Consider the following 17731-nt stretch of genomic DNA (forward strand, 5'->3'; position numbering starts at 1 on the left):
GCCCGGACCGGACGGTCCGCGACCGGACACCGACTCTGCCCCCGCCCGCGCCCCGGCGCTGGCGGGGATCGGACACCGCGTTCCCGTACCCGCAGCTCGCGGCTCCGGGGGTCAGCCCAGGCCGCGGACGGCGACCGTACGGGCCTGGCCGTCGGTCAGCCGGTACGACAGGCCCACCACCGCGGCCCGCCCCTCGGCGACCCGGGCGGCCAGCAGCTGCGAGCGCTCCAGCAGCAGGTCCACCGTCTGGCGGATGTGCTCGTCCACGATCGCGTCCGGGTCCTCGATGCCCGCCGCCTTCGCCGACAGCACGCTCGGCGTCACCCGCTCCACCACGTCCCGCACGAAGCCGCCGGGCAGCTTGCCCTGCTCCAGGGAGTCCAGCGCCGCCGCCACCGCGCCGCACGAGTCGTGCCCGAGCACCACCACCAGCGGGCAGTCCAGCACCGCCGCCCCGTACTCGATGCTGCCCAGCGCCTCCGCGCCGGTCACATGACCGGCGGTGCGCACCACGAACAGGTCACCCAGGCCCCGGTCGAAGATGATCTCGGCGGCCAGCCGGGAGTCGGAACAGCCGAACAGCACCGCGAACGGCTTCTGCGCCGCCCCCAGCGCGGCCCGCCGCCCGGCGTCCTGGTTGGGGTGCTCGGGGCTGCCGCCGACGAAACGGGCATTGCCCTCCAGCAGCACCCGCAGCGCCTCGGCGGGGTCGGATATCGGGCCGGATATCGGAGAGGAGATCATGCGGCCACCCTAGATCGCCGCTGCTGGCGCCCGCAGCCGGGGGCCGGGTGCCGCACAAGCGGGCGTCCGGGCGGGGGAGGGTGTCCGAGCGGCCCGGTACGGTGGCTGCTGTGCCCACCCGCGTACCCCTCGAAGACCTCGTCCGGCTGCGCCGGGCCCGCGACCGGATGGACCGCGAGTACGACCAGCCGCTGGACGTGCCGGCCCTGGCCCGCACCGCGCTGATGTCGCCCGGCCACTTCTCGCGCAGCTTCCGCGCCGCCTACGGGGAGACCCCGTACAGCTACCTGATGACCCGCCGGATCGAACGGGCCAAGGCGCTGCTGCGGCGCGGCGACCTCAGCGTCACCGACGTGTGCATGGCGGTGGGCTGCACCTCGCTCGGCTCGTTCAGCAGCCGCTTCACCGAACTGGTCGGCGAGAGCCCCAGCGCCTACCGCTCCCGCGACCACGCCGACGGCGAGCCGATCCCCGCCTGCATCGCCAAGATCCGCACCCGCCCCGCGCGCCGCACCTGAGGCGCGGTACCTGAGGCGAAGGGCGGCCCCTCTCCCGTAAGTTGACGTGCATGAGCATCGAACTCGCGCAGTGCTTCATCGCCGTCGACGACCACGACAAGGCGCTCGCCTTCTACCGCGACGTCCTCGGCTTCGAGGTGCGCAACGACGTCGGCTTCGAGGGCATGCGCTGGGTCACCGTCGGCTCGCCCGAGCAGCCCGGGGTGGAGATCGTCCTGGAACCCCCGCTGGCCGACCCGCACGCCTCCGAGGACGACCGCCGGGCCGCCGCCGAACTCCTCGCCAAGGGGCTGCTGCGCGGCGTCATCTTCCGCACCGACGACTGCGACGCCACCTTCGAGCGCATCCGCGCCGCCGGCGCCGAGGTCCTCCAGGAGCCGATGGACCAGCCCTACGGCGTGCGCGACTGCGCCTTCCGCGACCCGGCGGGCAACATGCTGCGCTTCAACCAGCCGCGCGCCAAGTAGCCGCTTTTGTTGTCAGTGCCCTCCGCTAGGTTGGCCACTGTGCAGCTTCGCTACAACTTCCGTGCCTACCCGACGCCAGGTCAGGCAATCAGTCTGGCTCGGGCGTTCGGGTGTGCGCGGGTGGTCTTCAACGACGGGTTGCGCGCCCGCGAGGAGGCCCACGCTGCGGGGCTGCCATACATCAAGGACACCGACCTCCAGAAGCAGATCATCACCACCGCCAAACGCACCGAGGAGCGAGCATGGCTGGGTGAGGTGTCGTCGGTGGCGCTGGTGCAGTCGCTGCGGGATCTGCACACCGCCTACCGGAACTTCTTCGCCTCCGTCACAGGCAAGCGCAAGGGGCCGAAGGTCCAGCCTCCGCGCTTCAAGTCGAAGCGGGACAGTCGACAGTCGATCCGGCTCACCTCCAACGGCTTCACGCTGCGCGACAACGGCCGCCTGTACGTCGCCAAGGTCGGGGACTTGGCAGTCCGCTGGTCCCGTCAGCTTCCGGCCGCGCCCACCTCGGTTGCGGTCACCAAGGACGCTGCGGACCGGTACTGGGTGTCGTTCGTGGTGGACACCGATCCGGAGCCTTTGCCCGAAACGACGGCCGAGGTCGGTGTCGACCTCGGCCTGTCCCACTTTGCGGTGCTCTCGGACGGCAGGAAGGTGGATTCCCCGAGGTTCCTGCGTCGCGCGGAGAAGAAGCTCAAGCGGATGCAGAAGGCCCTCAGTCGCAAGGCCAAAGGCAGCAACAACCGGGCCAAGGCTCGGAAGAAGGTCGCCCGACAGCATGCCCGTGTGGCGGACCGGCGGCGGGACTGGCAGCACAAGCTCTCCACGGCGATCATCCGCGAGACCCAAGCGGTGTATGTCGAAGACCTTGCGGTCAAGGGGCTTGCCCGGACCAGGCTCGCCAAGTCCGTCCACGATGCGGGATGGTCCGCGTTCGTCGCCATGCTGGAGTACAAGGCGGCGAAGTATGGGCGCTGCTTCGGCAGGATCGGCCGGTTCGAGCCGACCTCGCAGGTCTGCTCGGCCTGCGGTGTCAAGGACGGCCCCAAACCGTTGAGCATCCGGGAGTGGATGTGCAGCGCCTGCGGGAGCGTGCATGACCGCGACGTCAATGCCGCCCGCAACATCCTGGCCGCCGGACGGGCGGACAGGCTAAACGCCTCGTGGAGCGCAGGTGAGACCGGACCCGTTCCGGCGCAGCGTGGTGAAGCAGGAACCCACCGAGACCCGCACGTGCGGGTGGCAGGAATTCCGGTCCATCAGGGCCGGGAGGACGTCAAGCCGCGTGAGGTGCAAGTCGGGGAACCGGCACGGGCGGGCAGCGGGTAGTCGGGCAGGGCGATGTCGCCGGCCTTGGCGAACTGGGCGGCCAGGACGGCGCGCAGCGGCCAGCGGCCCATCCAGCGCATCGAGGCGGCGCGCAGGCGGATCATCAGGGCGCTGTCGGGGGCGTAGCCGCCGACGCCGCCGGGCGGCAGCTCCTGGGCGCGGGTCACGTAGGGGCGCATCAGCTCCTCGTAGCGGGCGTAGGCGGTGGTGAAGTCGCCCGCCGCGGCGGCGAGTTCACCGGCCAGCAGGTAGGCGCCGACCAGGGCGAGGCTGGTGCCCAGGCCGGTGAGCGGGCTGGGGCTGTAGCCGGCGTCGCCGAGCAGGGCGACGCGGCCGCGGCTGTAGCGCTCCAGGTGGATCTGGCCGAAGGAGTCGAAGGCGAAGTCGTCGGCGGCGGCCATGCCCGCGACCAGGCGCTCCACCCGCCAGCCGGCGCCGGCGAAGCGGTCGGCGAGCAGGCGGCGCCTGGCGGCGTCGTCGCGACGGTCGAGGGCGAGCGGGCCGGAGCGGAAGGCCAGGGAGGCCTTGACCTCCCCGGGCAGCCGGCCGGGCCGGGCGGCGGCGACCAGCCCGCCGGGGGCGTTGTACATCAGGAACCAGCCGTCCAACTCGCCCTCCAGCGCCGGGTCGTGGACGGTGAACCAGCAGTGGTGGCCGCCGAGCGGGCGGTAGTGCCCCGACTCCGGGCCGAAGGCCAGGCGGCGCACCGCCGAGTGCAGCCCGTCGGCGCCGACGACCAGGTGGAAGCGGCGGGTGGGGGCGTTCTCGAAGTGGACGGTGACACCGTCGGCGTCCTCCGCCAGGGCGGTGACCGTGTCGTCGTACAGGTACTCGACGCCGTCGGTGGCCTGCCGGAGCAGGTCGGCGAGGTCGCCGCGCAGGATCTCCAGCTCGGAGACGATGCCCTCGCCCCCGAACAGCTCGACGGGCATCCGGGCGGTGTGCCGGCCGCGGGTGTCGACCAGGGCGATGCCGCGCTGCTCCACGCACAGCGCGCGGGCGCGCTCCATCAGGCCCATCCGCTCGATGACGGTGCGTCCGGCGCCGCGCAGGTCGACGGCCTGCCCGCCGGGGCGCGGGGCGGGGGCCCGCTCGACGACGGTGGGGTTGAAGCCGTGGCGGCGCAGCCAGTGGGCGAGGGCGGGGCCGGCGATGCCGGCGCCGGAGACGAGGATGTCGGTGTTCTCCATGCCCGCAACCGTACGCCGTACGCATCGTGCTCAACAAGCTTTGTTCTGCGGTTGTTTGGGGTTGGCGCACTAGTGCACTAGGGTGCTTCGGGGTCGGTCCGGGGGTGGTTGCCCGTCCCCGGAGGGGGGCTCGGCGCAGGCCGGTGGCCTGCGGTGGCGCCCGTGGGTGCACTAGTGCGCGCGAGGGCCGGGCCGACGGGGTCGGGGTCGGCTCGGGGACGGCTCAGGGTGGGGCGGGGTGGGGGCGCCGTTCGGAGCCCGGTTCAGGACTTCGGCGCCGTGCCCAGCAGGGTGTGCACCAGGTCCCCGCCCAGGGCCAGGCCGGCCGGGGACTCGTCGGAGAGGCCGTAGTCGCGGTACCACTCGGCCGGGGCCTCCGGGTGCGGGCCGCTGACCGCCACCCGGCCCGAGCCGTACGGGGCGATGGCGGCCGCGGCCCGGTCGTTGGTGTAGCGGGCCAGCACCTGGGCGCCCGGGCCCTCCAGGTCGAAGTACGGGCCGTCCTGGAAGTACATCCGCTGCGGCTGCCCGCGCCAGGAGACGTCGACCAGGTGGTCCTGCTCGTCGGTGACGGTGGCGCCCCCGGAGCTGATGTACTGCCCGGAGTCGCCCGGCAGGAGGCCGTAGCCGGGGTCGTGGCCGGCCAGGTAGCCGCCCATGCACAGCCCCAGGTAGTGCCCGCCGCCGCGCACGTAGGCGCGCACCAGCTCGGGGGAGAAGCCCGGGTCCTGCTGCAACAGGTGCCAGGCGGTGGACACCTCCTGCCCGTTGGTGCCGCCCGGCTGCACGTACAGCGCCGCGCCGGACAGCGCGTCCGGGCCGAAGCGGACCTCCTCCTCGGGCCCGATGTAGCGCACCGCGAAGCCGTCGTGTTCCAGCAGGTCGTGCGCCGCCTCCGGGCAGCCCTCGCAGGCCGCCGGGCCCCGGTAGACCAGCGCCAGCGGACGGCCCTGCGGATCCGGCGCGGCCCCGCCGCCCGCGTCCGCGCGCGGCGCCCGGCCGGCCCGGGCGGCGCCGTCCGGGCCGCCCCCGGAGGGAGCGGCCCCGCACGCCGACGCCGCCAGCACCACCGCCGCCAGCGCCAGCGCCGCCGCGCCCCGCCCAGCCCTCATGACCTGCACGCGTGCCGCCTCCCCGGGCCGTTGCCGTCCGCCGCCACGACGCTACGGCCCACGCCCCCCGGCCCGCACACCAGCCCCCCTGAACGGGCGAACAGGGGGACGGTGGTTGACCGGCCCCGGGGTGGAATCGGGGGAGGCCCGCGGTTGACGGCCCGCGGTTGACGGCCCGCGGTTGACGGCCCGGGGAGCTCGGGGGCGTTCGGGCGTCAGGAGGCCCCGGGACTCAGGAGGACGCGGCCGCCGCCGCGAGCGCCGGGGCCGGCGCCGGCCGGGCCGGCGGGAACCGCCGCAGCCGCACCAGCGCCAGCACCAGCAGCAGGGCCAGCGCCCCGGCCGCACAGGCCAGCGCGAACGCCGCGAGGTGCCCGTGCGCGCCGACCAGCGGCCCCACCCCCGTCACCGCCAGCCCCTGCCCCGCGATCAGCCCGCTGCCCAGCAGCGTCATCGCCTCCGCCATCCGGCCCGCCGGCGCGACCCGCTCCACCAGGCCGAACACCGCGATCAGCGCCGGCGCCACCGCGAACCCCACCGCCCCCACCGCCACCGCCGCACCCGCCACCCCGCCCACCGGCAGCAGCCCCAGCAGCAGCACCGCCTGCGCCGCCACCGCCGTGCGCAGCCGCGCGGTGAGGTCGAAACGCTCCGCGAACGAGGCCAGCAGGACCCCGGCCGCCGCGCTGCTCACCCCCATCGCCGACCAGACCAGGCCGCCGACGCCCGCGTCCCCCCGGGCCAGGTACTGCACGCCGGTGTTGGCGGCGCCGAACACCACGCCCTGCAGCACCGTCACGGCGATCAGCACCAGCAGCGGCCCGGACAGCACCCGCCCCGCCGCCGCCGTGCGCCCCGCCGCCGCGGGCGCCGCTGCCACCGCGGGCGCCGGCGCCGGGGCCGTCGGGTGCAGCGCGAACACCGTGCCGAACACCGCCATCAGCACCGCCGCGCACACCAGGCCCGCCGCCGGGTGCACCGCCCAGGCCAGCACCCCGACCAGGGCGGGGCCGGCCACGAAACTCGTCTCGTCCACCACCGCGTCGAAGGCCAGCGCCGGGCCGACCAGTTCGTGGCCGTCACGGCGCCCGCCCGCCAGCGCGATCCAGCGGGTCCGTGACAGCGGCCCGATCTGCGGCACGGTGAAACCCGCCAGCGCCGCGCACCCGGCCTGCACCGCCGGCGCCAGGCCGCCGACCGAGGCCACCACCAGGGCGGCCGTCAGCAGCGCGTTGGCCAGCGACGCCGCCAGGATCACCGGACGGTGGCCGCGCCGGTCGGCCAGCCGGCCCAGCAGCGGCCCGCCCACCGCCTGCCCGCCCCACAGCAGGCTCGCCACCACCCCGCCGCGGCCCACCCCGTCCAGCGCGGTCACCATCAGCAGCGTCCCGGTCGGGCACAGCGCGGCGGGCAGCCGGGCGAGGAAGGACACCAGGGGCAGCCGGGGCCCGGCGAGTCGGACGACGCCTTGCACGGCGGTGCGAGCGGACAAGGGGCGCCCTTCATCGGTGGTCGCGGCGGACGCCCCCCACTACACCGGACGGCGCGCGCGCCCGGCCATCGGCGGCGGCCACCAAGTGGCCCGCGCCGCGGACGGGTCGGAGCTGGACGTTCCTCCGAGTGCCGGGGCGGGCCCGTCCCCGGCGCGCCGCCCGGGGGCTCAGTCCTCCCGCAGCGCCCGCACCACCGCCGACAGGTCCCGGTCCGCGATCGACGGGTCCGCCAGCAGCGCCTGACGGGCCGCCGCCAGCAGCGGGCCGCCGCCCGCCAGGGCGAGGTCCTTGGCGGCCAGCCGCACCGGGAAGTCCGACTCCGCGCTGCGCGCCCGGGCCACCACCCCCGCGAGCGGCCCGGCCGCCAGCACCTCCAGCGCCTGCTCCTGCGGCACGCCCAACTCGCCCGCCACCGACAGCACTTCGTCCAGTACGGCGACCGAGGTGACGATCGCGCCCATCACCACCACCTTCAACGCCGCCCCCGCACCGGGGCCCCCGCAGCGCCGCACCCGGCCCAGGTGGGACAGCACCGGCTCGGCGCGCTCCAGGTCGGCGTCCTCGCCGCCCGCGTAGACGGTCAGCTCGCCGCGGGCGGCCGGGCCGACGCTGCCCAGCACCGGGGCGTCCACCAGGGCCACGCCGTCCGGCAGTCGCCCGCGCAGCCCGGCGAGGGCGCGCGGGCCGATCGAGGACATGTCGATCCACAGGGTGCCGGGGGCCAGCGCGGCGGTGAAGCGCCCGGCGACCTCGGCGGCGGCCTGCGGGTCGGAGAGCATCGTGACGACGATGCCGGCCCCGGCCACCGCCCCGGCCGGGTCGGCGGCCTCGGTCAGGCCGTCGGCGCGGCCGGGAGTGCGGTTCCACACCGTCAACGGGTAGCCGGCGGCGGCCAGGCGACGGGCCATCGGCAGCCCCATCCGGCCCAGGCCCAGAAAGGCGATCTTTTCCATGGCCCCCACGCTAGGCAGCCCCGAGCCAGGCGACAAACGAATGTCTCGCATGGTACTCATGCGCCATGGACATGGCTTGGCTGGACGTCTTCCGCATCGTCGCCCACCTGGGCTCCTTCACCGCCGCCGGCGAGCGCCTGGGCTTCACCCAGTCCGCGGTCTCCCGCCAGATCGCCACCCTGGAAGCCGAGTTGGGCGCCCCGCTGTTCGACCGCCTGGCCCGCGGGGTCCGGCTGACCGAACACGGCCGCGCCCTGCTCCCGCACGCCGAGGCCCTGCTGGAACGCCTCGACACCACCCGCCGCGACCTCGTCGCCCTCACCGAACTCGACGCCGGACGCCTGCGGGTGGGCGCCTTCGACAGCGCCAACGCCGAACTCGTCCCCGCCGCCCTCGCCGCCTTCCGCACCGCCCACCCGCAGGTCGAGACCACCCTCACCGAAGGCCTCAGCGCCCAGCTGCTGGAGCGCCTCGCCGACGCCACCATCGACCTCGCCGTGGTCGCCTCCTACGCCGAGGACCCCCAGGACGCCTACGACACCGACCGGTTCGAGCTGCACCCGCTGCTCGCCGACCCCGTCCTGGTCGCCCTCCCGCGCGGCCACCGCCTCGCCGGCCGGCGCCGCCTGCGGCTGGCCGAACTCGCCGAAGAACCCTGGATCGCCGCCCGCCGCGACCCCGGGTCCACCCTGCTCGCCGCCTGCCTGCGCAGCGGCTTCCAGCCCCGCATCGAGTACGCCGTCGGCGCCTGGGCCGCCAAACTCGGCCTGGTCGCCGCGGGGTTGGGCCCCACCCTCATCCCCGCCCTGGCCGCCCGCGCCGCCCGCCCCGACATCGCCCTGGTCCCCCTCCACCCCCAGGACACCCCCGTGCGGCACGTCTGCACCGCCACCCGCAAGGGGCAGCGGGTGCCGCCCGCGGTGGCCGGCTTCCTCGGCTCCCTGCGGGCGGCAGCCGACGCTCACCGGGGCTGACGCCCACCCGAGTTGACGCCCACCGGGGCTGACGCCCACCGGGGCTGGCGCCCAACGGGGCTGATGCTCACCGGAGTTGGCGCTCCGCCGCCTCCACCGTCTGGGCCAGCAGCACCGCGATCGTCATCGGTCCCACCCCGCCCGGCACCGGCGTGATCAGGGAGGCCCGGAGCCGGGCCGTCCCGAAGTCCACGTCGCCCACCGGGCCCGGGTGGTAGCCCGCGTCGACCACCACCGCGCCCGGCTTGACGTCCGCCCCCGCGATGAACCGCGGCCGCCCCACCGCCGCGACCAGCACGTCCGCCGCCCGCACCAGTGAGCGCAGATCGGTGGTGCGCGAGTGGCAGTACGTCACGGTGGCGTCCCGCCCGAGCAGCAGCAGGCCCGCCGGTCGGCCCAGGATGGCGCTGCGGCCCACCACGACCGCGTGCTTGCCCGCGAGGTCGACGCCGTACTCGTCCAGCAGCCGCACGATCCCGCCGGGCGTGCAGGAGACGAAGCCCGGCAGGCCGAAGCCCATCGCCGCGAAGGAGTGCGTGGTCACCCCGTCGACGTCCTTCTCCGGGGCGATCGCCTCGAACGCGGCGCGCTCGTCGATGTGCGGGCCCACCGGGTGCTGGACCAGGATGCCGTGCACCCGCGGGTCCGCGGACAACCCGCCGACCGCGTCGACCAGTTCGGCGGTGCTCACCGAGGCGGGCAGGGCCACGTGCCGCGAGGCGATGCCCGCCCGGGCGCAGGCGGCGCGCTTCATGCGCACGTACGTCACGGAGGCCGGGTCCTCGCCGACCAGGACGGTCGCCAGACAGGGCGCCGTCCCGGTGCGCCGGTGCAGCTCGGCGGCCGCGGCCGCGCTGGTCCCGGTGATCCGGCGCGCCGCACCGGTGCCGTCCATGAGGCGGGCCTGCTGGAGATCGGTCACAGGGGTGCTCCTGAGCTCGTACGAGTCGCCCAGGCGCACGGCATCGACGGATGTCAGGCCGCTCCCCGGTGGTACCCCACCCCAGCGCCAGTCACGGCCCGCCCCCAGGGTAACCGAGCGGGGTGGCCGGGTGGTGCGTTAACTCGGTTGAAGGGCGCGCTGGTTGCGGGCGATCATGCGGGGATGAGCGAGCGACCCGAGCGATGGACCCAGGCCACCGTCTACCCCGACATGTGGGCCGACCCGGCCGACGATCCGCGCAACAGTGAAGGCCCCGCCCCGGACGGCGAAGCCGCCACCCTCGAGGACTACCTGGCCAACTACCGCCTCACCCTGCGGATGAAGTGCGAGGGCCTGGACGCCGAGCAGCTCGCCCGGCGCTCGGTGCCGCCCTCGACCATGTCGCTGCTCGGCCTGGTGCGCCACCTGGCCGAGGTGGAACGCGACTGGCACAACTGGATCCGCGAGGGCGAGCCGCAGCCCAAGCTCTACGGCGCCCGCGACGCCGACTTCGACGGGGCGCTCCCCGACCCGGCCCTGGTCGAGGCCGCCTGGCGCGACCTGGAGCGCGAACAGGCCGCCCTGGACGCCGCGTTGGCCGCCCACCCGGACCTCGGCGAGCGCCTCGGCAAGCAGCGGCTCTCGGTCCGGGAGGTCCAGGTGCACCGCATCGAGGAGTACGCCCGCCACTGCGGCCACGCCGACCTGCTGCGCGAGTGCGTGGACGGCCGCGTGGGCCAGTGACGTGAGGGCCGCCGGGGCGGCCGCCGCCCCGGCCGCCCCGGCCACGCCGCCTCAGCAGGTGGCGTCGGCCGGCGGCAGCACGCCGGTGGACAGGTAGGCGTCCACGGCGTGCTGGGCGCAGGGGCTGTAGCCGTTGAGGAGGACGGTGTGGATGCGGCCGGGGACGGTCAGCAGCCGGGAGGCGGACAGCCGGGCGTGCAGGGCCAGGGCGCCGGCGTAGGGGGCGTGGGTGTCGCCGGTGGACTGGATCTGCAGGGCGGGCACCGCGTTGCGCACCTGGACGAACGGCTCCTGCGGGTCCGTCGGCCAACTCGCGCACGGCGTCGGCCCGTTGAACACCGGCCCGAAGACGGGCCGGGTGGCGCGGGAGCGTTCCACGGCGGCCGCGTACCACCCGGGCGAGCGCGGCATCGCCACGTCGTCGCACAGGTAGCCGATCGCGGCGGCGAGGTCGGCGCCGGCCTGCGGGTCGGGCAGCAGGACGGCCGTCAGCAGCGCGTGCAGGGTCGGGCTCGCCTGCACCGGCCTGCCGTCGGCGGCGTCCAGCAACTGGCGCAGCACGTCCGCGTAGTCGGCGTTGTCGCGGTCGTCGCCCTGGCAGACGGTGAGCAGGAACGGCAGCAGGGCGCCGTCGAGGTGGAACCCGTCGATGCCGATCGGCGCCGCCTCGGCGCGCCGGACCAGGCCCTGCACGGTGGCGCGCACCGCCGCCGCCGTCGCGCCCAGCCGGTACCGGCCGTCGCGGGGCGCGGCCCAGGTGGCGAAGTCGTCCAGCGCCCGCTCGTTGGCGGCCCCCATGTCCTGGAGCGTCCGGACCCCGTACCGGGCCGGGTCCGGCGCGCTGTCCAGCACCAGGCGGTCCACCCGGCCCGGGTACAGCTGCGCGTACACCGCGCCCAGCAGCGCGCCGTAGGACTGGCCGAAGAAGGAGGTGCGCTGCTCGCCCAGGGCGGATCGCAGCACGTCCAGGTCGCGCGCGGTGTTGCGGGTGGTCAGGTGCGGCAGCAGGTCCGGGTACTTGCCCAGGCAGGCGTCGGCGTCCGCCTTCGCCAGGCGCCAGCTCTCCCGGAAGCCGGCCGCGCCGCTGCCCGCGGAGCGCAGCCAAGTGCCGTGGTTCAGGCCGCAGTCGAGGCCGCCGCTGGCACCCACCCCGCGCGGGTCCATCCCGATCAGGTCGTAGGCGGCGGCCGTGGCCGGGGCCAGCCGGTCGCGCAGCTCGACCGGCAGGGCCAGTCCGCGGTTGCCGGGGCCGCCCGGGTTGGACAGCAGGATGCCGTGCCGCGCGGCGGGGTCGGCGGAGCGGATCCGGGAGACGGCGACGGGCAGGGTGCGGCCGTCGGGCGCGCGGTAGTCCAGCGGGACGGTGAGCGTGGCGCACTCGGCGCCGGCGGCGGCCAACTCCGGATCCTGGCAAGGGCCCCAGGTGAGGGCCTGGTGCTGGAAGCGTTCCAGCGGATCGGTGGCGGCGGCGGTGGCGGTGGCGGTGGCGGCCGGTGTGGCCGGTGCGGCGGCGGTGGCGGTGGGAACGGCGGCCGCGGACAGGGCCAGGGCGGCGGTGAGTACCAGGGCGGGCTTCATCATGACGCCCACCCTAAAGTCCCTGCGCCGTAGGGGTGTTGGCGGTCCGAGGACAGCCCCCGTGCCGTCGCGCGGGCGCACCTGCCGTATCCAATTGACCCATGGAAACGGTGCTCGATTGCCCCATGATCATGGGTCTTTCCGCTCCTAGGCTGGTCCCATGACGACGACGAAGAACACCGCCCCCGCCCCCACCGCCGCCCCCGCCACCGCCCCGGTCCTGGCCCGCCACAGTGAGGCCGAGACCTGCGCCGACCCGAGCGCCACCATGACCCTGCTCGCCGAGACGTCCCCCGGCGAGGGCGGCTTCACCGTCTACCGCTCCGCCTTCGCCCGGGGCGCGGTCGGGGCCCCGGCGCACTTCCACACCCGGGCGACGGAGCTGTTCTTCGTGATCAGCGGCTCGCTGCGGGTCCTGGTCGGCGAGGAGGTCACCGTCCTGAACGCGGGCGACTTCCTGGCCGTGCCCCCGCACACCCCGCACGCCTTCGCCGCCGCCCCGGGCTCCGAGGCCGACGTGCTGTTCGTTTTCGCCCCCGGCATGGACCGCTTCGACTACCTGCGCCTGCTGGGGACCGTCATGCGCGGCGAGACCGACCCGGGGGCGATCGCCGCCTCCGCCGAGCGCTTCGACAACCACTACGTGGACAGCCCCGCCTGGCGCGCCGCCCTGGCGGGCCAGGCCTGACCTGGTCCCTGAGCGCTCGGCCCCGGGGTGCCGGGGTCCTTCGACGGGCCGGGGCGGCCCGGGTGTGGAACGGTGGAAGGCCGGGGGATCAGGGGGCCGGTTGCGAGAGGAGTCGCCATGTCGTCGAAGCGCCGCCGCAAGAAGAAGGCCCGGGCCAAGCGCGGGGCCAACCACGGCCGCCGGCCCCAGTGCTGAACGGCTGAACGGCCGGGCCGTACGGCCCCGCGTCCGCACCTCGGACGCCGGGCCGTACGTTCGGTCACCCTGCGGAGTCATTGTGCGAAGTCACCCCGCGGAGTCGCCTGCGGAGTCAGCCCGCGCCGTCGAGCGCGGCCGCCTTGCGCAGCAGCACCGCCCGCTCGCGGGCGTTGCGGCACAGCCGGGCCGCGAGTTCCAGCTCCGCCCGGGCCTCGCCGGTGCGCCCCAGGCGGGTCAGCAGTTCGCCGCGCACGCCCGGCAGCAGGTGGGAGCCGGACAGGCGCCCGGAGACGGCCAGGTCGTCGACCAGGGCGAGCGCGGGCCCCGGCCCCTCGGCCATCGCGACGGCCACCGCCCGGTTGAGTTCGACCACCGGGGACGGCGCCACCCGGCCGAGCGCCTCGTAGAGCAGCACGATCCGTTCCCAGTCGGTGTCGGCCACGCCGGGCGCCGCCGCGTGGCAGGCCGCGATCGCCGCCTGGAGGCCGTACGGGCCCAGGCCCCGCCCGAGGGCGGCGGCCCGGCCCAGGGCCGCCAGGCCGCGGCGGATCGCCGAGTGGTCCCAGCGGCGCCGGTCCTGGTCCTCCAGGAGCACCGCCTCCCCGTCCGGGCCGGTGCGGGCCGGGAAGCGCGAGGCGGTGAGCTCGAACAGGGCGAGCTGCCCGTGCACCTTGGGTTCGTCGGGCAGCAGGGCGGCCAGCGTCCGGGCCAGCCGCAGCGCCTCGTAGGCGAGGTCGGGGCGCAGCAGGTCGGTGCCGGCGGTCGCCGTCGAGCCCTCGGTGAAGACCACGTACAGGACGCTCAGGACGGCGCCCAGGCGCTCACGCCGCTCCCGCCGCGGCGGCAGCTCGAAGGGGATGTGCGCGGCGGCGATGGTCTTCTTGGCGCGGGTGATCCGGGCCTGCACGGTGGGCACCGGCACCAGGAACGCCCGGGCGATCTCCTCGCTGGACAGGCCGCCGACCACCCGCAGGGTGAGCGCCACCCGGGCCTCGGGGGAGAGCACCGGGTGGCAGGCGGTGAACATCAGGGCGAGGACGTCGTCGTCGACCCGGTCCGGGTCGAACGGCAGCTCCGGCGCCGGTTCGGGCCCGGTCGCCGAGCCGGTGCTGAACTGGCCCTCGGCCAGGCCGCCGGCGAGCGCGGTGTAGCGCTCGTCCAGGGCCGAGGCGCGGCGGAAGGCGTCGATGGCCCGGCGCCGGGCGCAGGCCAGCAGCCAGCCCACCGGGTTGGCCGGGGCGCCGTCGCGGGCCCAGGAGAACAGGGCCTCGGCCAGCGCCTCCTGGGCGACGTCCTCGGCCAGTGCGAAGTCCCCGGTGTAGCGGGCCAGCGCGCCCACGATCCGGGCGGACTCGATCCGCCACACGGCCTCGACGGCCCGCCGGGCGTCCTCGGTGCCCGGCGGGCCGTCGGTGGCTGCGGGCATCAGAGCTGGCCGGTCCGCTCGCGCCAGGCCCGCTCCTTGACGATCCACTCGTTGTCCTGCGGGAACTCCTCGATGCCCGGCACCCGGCGCACCTCGCACTTGGAACCGGGGAGGGCCGGAAGCCGCTTGGCCCACTCCACGGCCTCCTCCTTCGAGGCCACGTCGATCAGGTAGAAGCCGCCGAACAGCTCCTTCGTCTCCCCGTACGGGCCGTCGGTGACCACCGGCGCCTCCCCGTCGAAGTCGACCACCACGCCCTGCGACGGGTCGTCCAGCCCCTCAGCGGCCACCAGCACGCCGGCCCGGATCAGCTCCTCGTTGAAGCGCCCCACGGTCTCCAGCATCTCCTCGAAGGGCGTCTCCATCATCTTGGCCATGGACTCGTCCGTGCCCCGCATGATCAGCATGTACTTCGCCATCACAAACCTCCTTCGACGGGGGCCGCCTTTCCGACCCCTTCCAACCCAAGGTCGAACGGCGCCCCCGTGGATCGACACGCTCGACGAAGACGGACGATATTCCCTCCCGCCGACAGCCCCGGGCCGCCCCGCCGGGCCCGGAAACACCCCGCCGGGCCCGGGAACACCCACCCCACCCGGGGAAAGAGCCAAAGGGGTGGGCTCACCTTCCCCTCCGATGCCGTTCCGTACGACCGCCCGGGGTCAGCCCTCGGCCGGGGCGTGGTGCAGGGCGGCGCCGAGGGCGGTGGCGGAGGCGGCGATGCGTTGGAGTTCGGCGAGGTGGGCGGCCAGGGCGTGGCGGCCCTCGGGGGTCAGGCGCAGCCAGGTGCGGGGGCGCTTGCCGACGTAGCCGCGGCGCAGCTTGACGTAGGAGGCGGCCTCCAGGGTGGCGGCCACCTTGCTCAGCGCCGACTCCGAGACCCCGCAGCCCTCCCGTACGGCGCGGAACTCCGCCTCGGCGCAGCCGGACAGGAAGGCGACCACGGCGAGCCGGGTGGGCTGGTGGATCAGCTCGTCGAAGGCCGGAGCGGGCGGCGGGTCGGTGCTCACTCGGCGCCCGTCCCGGCCGTCCGGGCCGTCCGGGCCGCCCGCTTGCGGCGCAGCAGCAGGAAGTGGGTCAGGCCGCCGGTGAGGCCGAGGGTGAGCAGGAACCCGGGCAGGCCGAACGGCAGGGCCAGCGCCCCGGCCGCGACCAGCGGCAGCAGCTGGAGCGCCGCGCCCGGGTACGACAGGGTGGGGACGATGCCCGGCCGGTGCTCGACCCGGTGGCTGACCACCACGTGGCCGACCAGCAGCAGCGCCGCGGCCAGCTGCACGAGTGCGGTGGCGAGCCACAGCCGCTCCGGCAGCAGGACCGAGACGCCGATCCCGGCGAACCCCGCCCCGAACAGGCCCGCGGCCGTGGCCGGGTACCAGGCGGGCAGCGGATTGGGCCGCCGGGCCGCCGCCCGGGCCCGGTGCGCGGTGCGCAAGGACGCGAGGGCGTCCTCGGGGGCGATGTCGTGAACGCTCAACTGATGCTCCAACTCCCCGTTCCCGAAAGGCTTCTGACAGCACCGGAGATCCTGGCATTTACTTTCCCACCGGGCAAGTACTAGCGTGTCGGGCATGTGCAAGGGGGAGGCAAAGACATGACCGTGCCGACGACGCCGCAGAAGAGCGCGGCCGACCGGTCCGGAGACGAACGGCCCGGGGGAGAACCGGCGATCCTCGCGTCCGGACTGCGGATGCGCTACGGCAGCCGGGACGTCCTGGACGGCCTCGACCTCAGGGTGGAACGCTCCGAACTCTTCGCCCTGCTCGGCCCCAACGGCGCCGGCAAGAGCACCACCATCGAGATCCTGGAGGGCTACCGCCGCCGCTCCGCCGGCCAGGTCACCGTCCTCGGACAGGACCCGGCCCGCGACGACCCCGCCTGGCGCGCCCGGATCGGGATCGTCCTGCAGTCCAGCCGCGACCACGGCCGCTGGCGCGTCGGCGAACTGCTCGGCCACCTGGCCCGCTACTACCCCGACCCCTACGCGCCCGCCGAACTACTGGCCCGGGTCGGCCTCACCGACCAGGCCGATCGCACCGCCGCCACTCTCTCCGGCGGACAGCGCCGCCGCCTGGACGTGGCCCTCGGCCTGGTCGGGCGCCCCGACCTGCTCTTCCTCGACGAACCCACCGCCGGCTTCGACCCCGAGGCCCGCCGCGACTTCCACGCCCTGCTGCGCGAACTGCGCGACGAACGCGCCACCACCATCCTGCTCACCACCCACGACCTCACCGAGGCCCAGCAACTGGCCGACCGGATCGGCATCCTGCAAGCCGGCCGCCTCACCGCCTGCGGCACCCTGGCCGAACTCGCCGAAGCCGCCCGGGCCGAGTCCGAGGTGCGCTGGAGCGACCCCGACGGCACCCCGCGCAGCCTGCGCACCGCCGACCCCTCCCAGGCGGTGTGGGACCTGCACCAGCGGTTCGGCGGACCGATCCCCGACCTGGAAGTGCGCCGCCCCAGCCTGGAGGACACCTACCTCGGCATGGTCGGCGACGCCCCCTCGAGCGACCCGGCGGAGGCCGCGTGAACCCCGTGAACCCCTACGTCCTCGGCCTGCGCCGCGGCGCCGTCGAACTGCGCCAACTCCTGCGCAGCCGCAAGGACTTCTACTCCTACCTGACCACCCCGCTGGTCTTCCTCGCCATCTCCTACTGGCGCTCCGGTTCCGGTGGCACTGGCTCCGGAGACAGCCTGACCCAGCTCAGCCTGGCCGGCGGCATCGCCTCCACCGTCTTCATGTTCGGCCTCATGACCGTCCCCCAGTTCCTCTCCGGCGACCGGGAGGACGGCACCCTGCTGCGCCTGCGCGGCGTCCCCGGCGCGATGCCCGCCTACCTGGTGGCCAAGGCGCTCTTCGTCCTGGTGACCATGGGCGCCTCCATCCTCCTGCTGCTGGTCGGCGGCGCCCTGCTGCTGCACGCCGACCTGCCCGCCACCCCCGGACAGTGGCTCACCCTGGCCCTCACCCTGCTGCTGGGCACCGCCGCCGTCGTCCCGATGGGCGCCGCCATCGGCGCCCTGCTGCCCCCGGCCCGCGAGGCCCTCGCGCTGTACATGATGCCCATGCTCGGGCTGATGTTCATCTCCGGCGCCTTCGCCCCGCTGCGCAACCTGCCCACCGCCCTCCAGGCCGTCGGCTCGCTCTTCCCGCTGCGCTGGATCGCCCAGGGCGTGCGCTCCGCCCTGCTGCCCGACAGCGCCAAGGCCCTTGAGGTGTCCGGCAGTTGGCAGCACCTGCCGATCGCCGGCGTGCTGCTGTGCTGGGCGGTGGCGGGCTTCCTGCTGGCCCCCGGCCTGCTGCGCCGGATGGCCCGCAAGGAGTCCGGCTCCGTCCTGTCCGAACGCGAGCGCAAGCGCCTGGCCAAGAGCGCCTACTGACCCCGAATGAAGGAAGA

The 17731-nt window shown here is 75.2% G+C and carries 19 protein-coding genes and 1 riboswitch; of the genes, 8 read left to right on the forward strand and 11 right to left on the reverse strand.

Translation table 11 applies throughout. The features are described 5' to 3' along the window. Window positions 1–111: 111 nt before the first annotated feature. The gene (locus tag ACFV8H_RS17325) at window positions 112–744 is read right to left on the reverse strand and encodes a carbonic anhydrase (protein ID WP_380400580.1); all 633 of its coding nucleotides are present in this window, start codon (window positions 742–744) and stop codon (window positions 112–114) included. A gap of 167 nt (window positions 745–911) precedes the next feature. On the opposite strand from ACFV8H_RS17325, the gene ACFV8H_RS17330 reads away from it, so the two are divergent. The 3 genes from ACFV8H_RS17330 to ACFV8H_RS17340 are packed head-to-tail and all read left to right on the forward strand — an operon-like array spanning window position 912 to window position 3058. Then, window positions 912–1262 carry a helix-turn-helix transcriptional regulator gene (locus ACFV8H_RS17330; RefSeq protein WP_380400721.1) on the forward strand — a complete coding sequence of 117 codons (351 nt, stop codon included), beginning with the start codon at window positions 912–914 and terminating at the stop codon, window positions 1260–1262. A gap of 50 nt (window positions 1263–1312) precedes the next feature. Further along, on the forward strand, window positions 1313–1729 hold the full coding sequence (locus tag ACFV8H_RS17335) for a VOC family protein (RefSeq protein ID WP_375896776.1): 417 nt from the start codon (window positions 1313–1315) through the stop codon (window positions 1727–1729). A 39-nt stretch (window positions 1730–1768) separates the two neighbouring features. Next, window positions 1769–3058, forward strand: a complete 1290-nt coding sequence (locus ACFV8H_RS17340) for an RNA-guided endonuclease InsQ/TnpB family protein (protein ID WP_380400582.1) — start codon at window positions 1769–1771, stop codon at window positions 3056–3058. On the opposite strand, the gene ACFV8H_RS17345 is transcribed toward ACFV8H_RS17340, so the two are convergent. From ACFV8H_RS17345 to ACFV8H_RS17360, 4 genes are all read right to left on the reverse strand, one after another. Beyond that, window positions 2989–4248, reverse strand: coding sequence for an FAD-dependent monooxygenase (locus ACFV8H_RS17345; RefSeq protein ID WP_380400584.1), 1260 nt, complete (start codon window positions 4246–4248; stop codon window positions 2989–2991). The two genes, ACFV8H_RS17340 and ACFV8H_RS17345, sit on opposite strands and share 70 nt — an antisense overlap. A gap of 263 nt (window positions 4249–4511) precedes the next feature. After that, complete coding sequence (locus ACFV8H_RS17350) at window positions 4512–5360, reverse strand: BPL-N domain-containing protein (RefSeq protein WP_380400723.1); 849 nt, start codon at window positions 5358–5360, stop codon at window positions 4512–4514. 232 nt (window positions 5361–5592) lie between these two features. Beyond that, entirely contained in the window at window positions 5593–6852 is a 1260-nt protein-coding gene (locus tag ACFV8H_RS17355; protein ID WP_380400586.1) for an MFS transporter, read from the reverse strand. A 168-nt stretch (window positions 6853–7020) separates the two neighbouring features. Further along, window positions 7021–7806: an NAD(P)-dependent oxidoreductase gene (locus ACFV8H_RS17360; protein WP_380400588.1), complete on the reverse strand. Its 786-nt coding sequence runs from the start codon at window positions 7804–7806 to the stop codon at window positions 7021–7023. A gap of 65 nt (window positions 7807–7871) precedes the next feature. On the opposite strand from ACFV8H_RS17360, the gene ACFV8H_RS17365 reads away from it, so the two are divergent. Then, window positions 7872–8780, forward strand: coding sequence for a LysR family transcriptional regulator (locus tag ACFV8H_RS17365; RefSeq protein WP_380400590.1), 909 nt, complete (start codon window positions 7872–7874; stop codon window positions 8778–8780). Between the two features lie 67 nt (window positions 8781–8847). Here ACFV8H_RS17365 and ACFV8H_RS17370 read toward each other — a convergent pair whose 3' ends face one another. Further along, window positions 8848–9675, reverse strand: coding sequence for a bifunctional 5,10-methylenetetrahydrofolate dehydrogenase/5,10-methenyltetrahydrofolate cyclohydrolase (locus ACFV8H_RS17370; RefSeq protein ID WP_380400725.1), 828 nt, complete (start codon window positions 9673–9675; stop codon window positions 8848–8850). Between the two features lie 47 nt (window positions 9676–9722). Further along, a riboswitch (ZMP/ZTP riboswitch) is annotated at window positions 9723–9807 on the reverse strand. 78 nt (window positions 9808–9885) lie between these two features. On the opposite strand from ACFV8H_RS17370, the gene ACFV8H_RS17375 reads away from it, so the two are divergent. Continuing rightward, window positions 9886–10446 (forward strand): DinB family protein, encoded by a 561-nt coding sequence (locus ACFV8H_RS17375; RefSeq protein WP_380400592.1) that lies wholly within the window; start codon window positions 9886–9888, stop codon window positions 10444–10446. A 51-nt stretch (window positions 10447–10497) separates the two neighbouring features. Here the strand turns inward: ACFV8H_RS17375 and ACFV8H_RS17380 are convergent, their stop codons facing one another. Then, window positions 10498–12027, reverse strand: a complete 1530-nt coding sequence (locus ACFV8H_RS17380) for an alpha/beta fold hydrolase (RefSeq protein ID WP_380400594.1) — start codon at window positions 12025–12027, stop codon at window positions 10498–10500. A gap of 157 nt (window positions 12028–12184) precedes the next feature. Here ACFV8H_RS17380 and ACFV8H_RS17385 point away from each other — a divergent pair, with 157 nt between their 5' ends. Beyond that, on the forward strand, window positions 12185–12712 hold the full coding sequence (locus ACFV8H_RS17385) for a cupin domain-containing protein (protein ID WP_380400596.1): 528 nt from the start codon (window positions 12185–12187) through the stop codon (window positions 12710–12712). 310 nt (window positions 12713–13022) lie between these two features. On the opposite strand, the gene ACFV8H_RS17390 is transcribed toward ACFV8H_RS17385, so the two are convergent. The 4 genes from ACFV8H_RS17390 to ACFV8H_RS17405 all read right to left on the reverse strand — a co-directional run bounded on the left by ACFV8H_RS17390 (window position 13023) and on the right by ACFV8H_RS17405 (window position 15810). Next, window positions 13023–14336 carry an RNA polymerase sigma factor gene (locus ACFV8H_RS17390; RefSeq protein WP_380400598.1) on the reverse strand — a complete coding sequence of 438 codons (1314 nt, stop codon included), beginning with the start codon at window positions 14334–14336 and terminating at the stop codon, window positions 13023–13025. After that, window positions 14336–14755 (reverse strand): YciI family protein, encoded by a 420-nt coding sequence (locus tag ACFV8H_RS17395; RefSeq protein WP_375896843.1) that lies wholly within the window; start codon window positions 14753–14755, stop codon window positions 14336–14338. Before ACFV8H_RS17395 ends, ACFV8H_RS17390 begins: the two co-directional genes overlap by 1 nt. A 243-nt stretch (window positions 14756–14998) precedes the next feature. Then, window positions 14999–15346 carry a winged helix-turn-helix domain-containing protein gene (locus ACFV8H_RS17400; protein ID WP_380400600.1) on the reverse strand — a complete coding sequence of 116 codons (348 nt, stop codon included), beginning with the start codon at window positions 15344–15346 and terminating at the stop codon, window positions 14999–15001. Then, window positions 15343–15810 (reverse strand): hypothetical protein, encoded by a 468-nt coding sequence (locus ACFV8H_RS17405; protein ID WP_380400602.1) that lies wholly within the window; start codon window positions 15808–15810, stop codon window positions 15343–15345. Before ACFV8H_RS17405 ends, ACFV8H_RS17400 begins: the two co-directional genes overlap by 4 nt. Window positions 15811–16023: 213 nt before the next feature. On the opposite strand from ACFV8H_RS17405, the gene ACFV8H_RS17410 reads away from it, so the two are divergent. Further along, window positions 16024–16863, forward strand: a complete 840-nt coding sequence (locus tag ACFV8H_RS17410) for an ABC transporter ATP-binding protein (protein ID WP_380400727.1) — start codon at window positions 16024–16026, stop codon at window positions 16861–16863. Beyond that, window positions 16860–17714 (forward strand): ABC transporter permease, encoded by an 855-nt coding sequence (locus ACFV8H_RS17415; RefSeq protein WP_380400604.1) that lies wholly within the window; start codon window positions 16860–16862, stop codon window positions 17712–17714. Before ACFV8H_RS17410 ends, ACFV8H_RS17415 begins: the two co-directional genes overlap by 4 nt. The last annotated feature ends 17 nt before the right edge of the window (window positions 17715–17731 follow it).

It is taken from the genome of Kitasatospora sp. NPDC059827 (genome assembly GCF_042731675.1).
Classification (GTDB): domain Bacteria; phylum Actinomycetota; class Actinomycetes; order Streptomycetales; family Streptomycetaceae; genus Kitasatospora.

What these genes read in the sequence shown, in the direction of transcription:
- ACFV8H_RS17325 (WP_380400580.1), bottom strand. Translation starts at nt 744, where the DNA reads ATGATCTCCTCTCCGATATCCGGCCCGATATCCGACCCCGCCGAGGCG.
- ACFV8H_RS17330 (WP_380400721.1), top strand. Translation starts at nt 912, where the DNA reads ATGGACCGCGAGTACGACCAGCCGCTGGACGTGCCGGCCCTGGCCCGC.
- ACFV8H_RS17335 (WP_375896776.1), top strand. Translation starts at nt 1,313, where the DNA reads ATGAGCATCGAACTCGCGCAGTGCTTCATCGCCGTCGACGACCACGAC.
- ACFV8H_RS17345 (WP_380400584.1), bottom strand. Translation starts at nt 4,248, where the DNA reads ATGGAGAACACCGACATCCTCGTCTCCGGCGCCGGCATCGCCGGCCCC.
- ACFV8H_RS17350 (WP_380400723.1), bottom strand. Translation starts at nt 5,360, where the DNA reads ATGAGGGCTGGGCGGGGCGCGGCGGCGCTGGCGCTGGCGGCGGTGGTG.
- ACFV8H_RS17360 (WP_380400588.1), bottom strand. Translation starts at nt 7,806, where the DNA reads ATGGAAAAGATCGCCTTTCTGGGCCTGGGCCGGATGGGGCTGCCGATG.
- ACFV8H_RS17365 (WP_380400590.1), top strand. Translation starts at nt 7,872, where the DNA reads ATGGACATGGCTTGGCTGGACGTCTTCCGCATCGTCGCCCACCTGGGC.
- ACFV8H_RS17370 (WP_380400725.1), bottom strand. Translation starts at nt 9,675, where the DNA reads ATGGACGGCACCGGTGCGGCGCGCCGGATCACCGGGACCAGCGCGGCC.
- ACFV8H_RS17375 (WP_380400592.1), top strand. Translation starts at nt 9,886, where the DNA reads ATGAGCGAGCGACCCGAGCGATGGACCCAGGCCACCGTCTACCCCGAC.
- ACFV8H_RS17380 (WP_380400594.1), bottom strand. Translation starts at nt 12,027, where the DNA reads ATGATGAAGCCCGCCCTGGTACTCACCGCCGCCCTGGCCCTGTCCGCG.
- ACFV8H_RS17385 (WP_380400596.1), top strand. Translation starts at nt 12,185, where the DNA reads ATGACGACGACGAAGAACACCGCCCCCGCCCCCACCGCCGCCCCCGCC.
- ACFV8H_RS17390 (WP_380400598.1), bottom strand. Translation starts at nt 14,336, where the DNA reads ATGCCCGCAGCCACCGACGGCCCGCCGGGCACCGAGGACGCCCGGCGG.
- ACFV8H_RS17395 (WP_375896843.1), bottom strand. Translation starts at nt 14,755, where the DNA reads ATGGCGAAGTACATGCTGATCATGCGGGGCACGGACGAGTCCATGGCC.
- ACFV8H_RS17410 (WP_380400727.1), top strand. Translation starts at nt 16,024, where the DNA reads ATGCGCTACGGCAGCCGGGACGTCCTGGACGGCCTCGACCTCAGGGTG.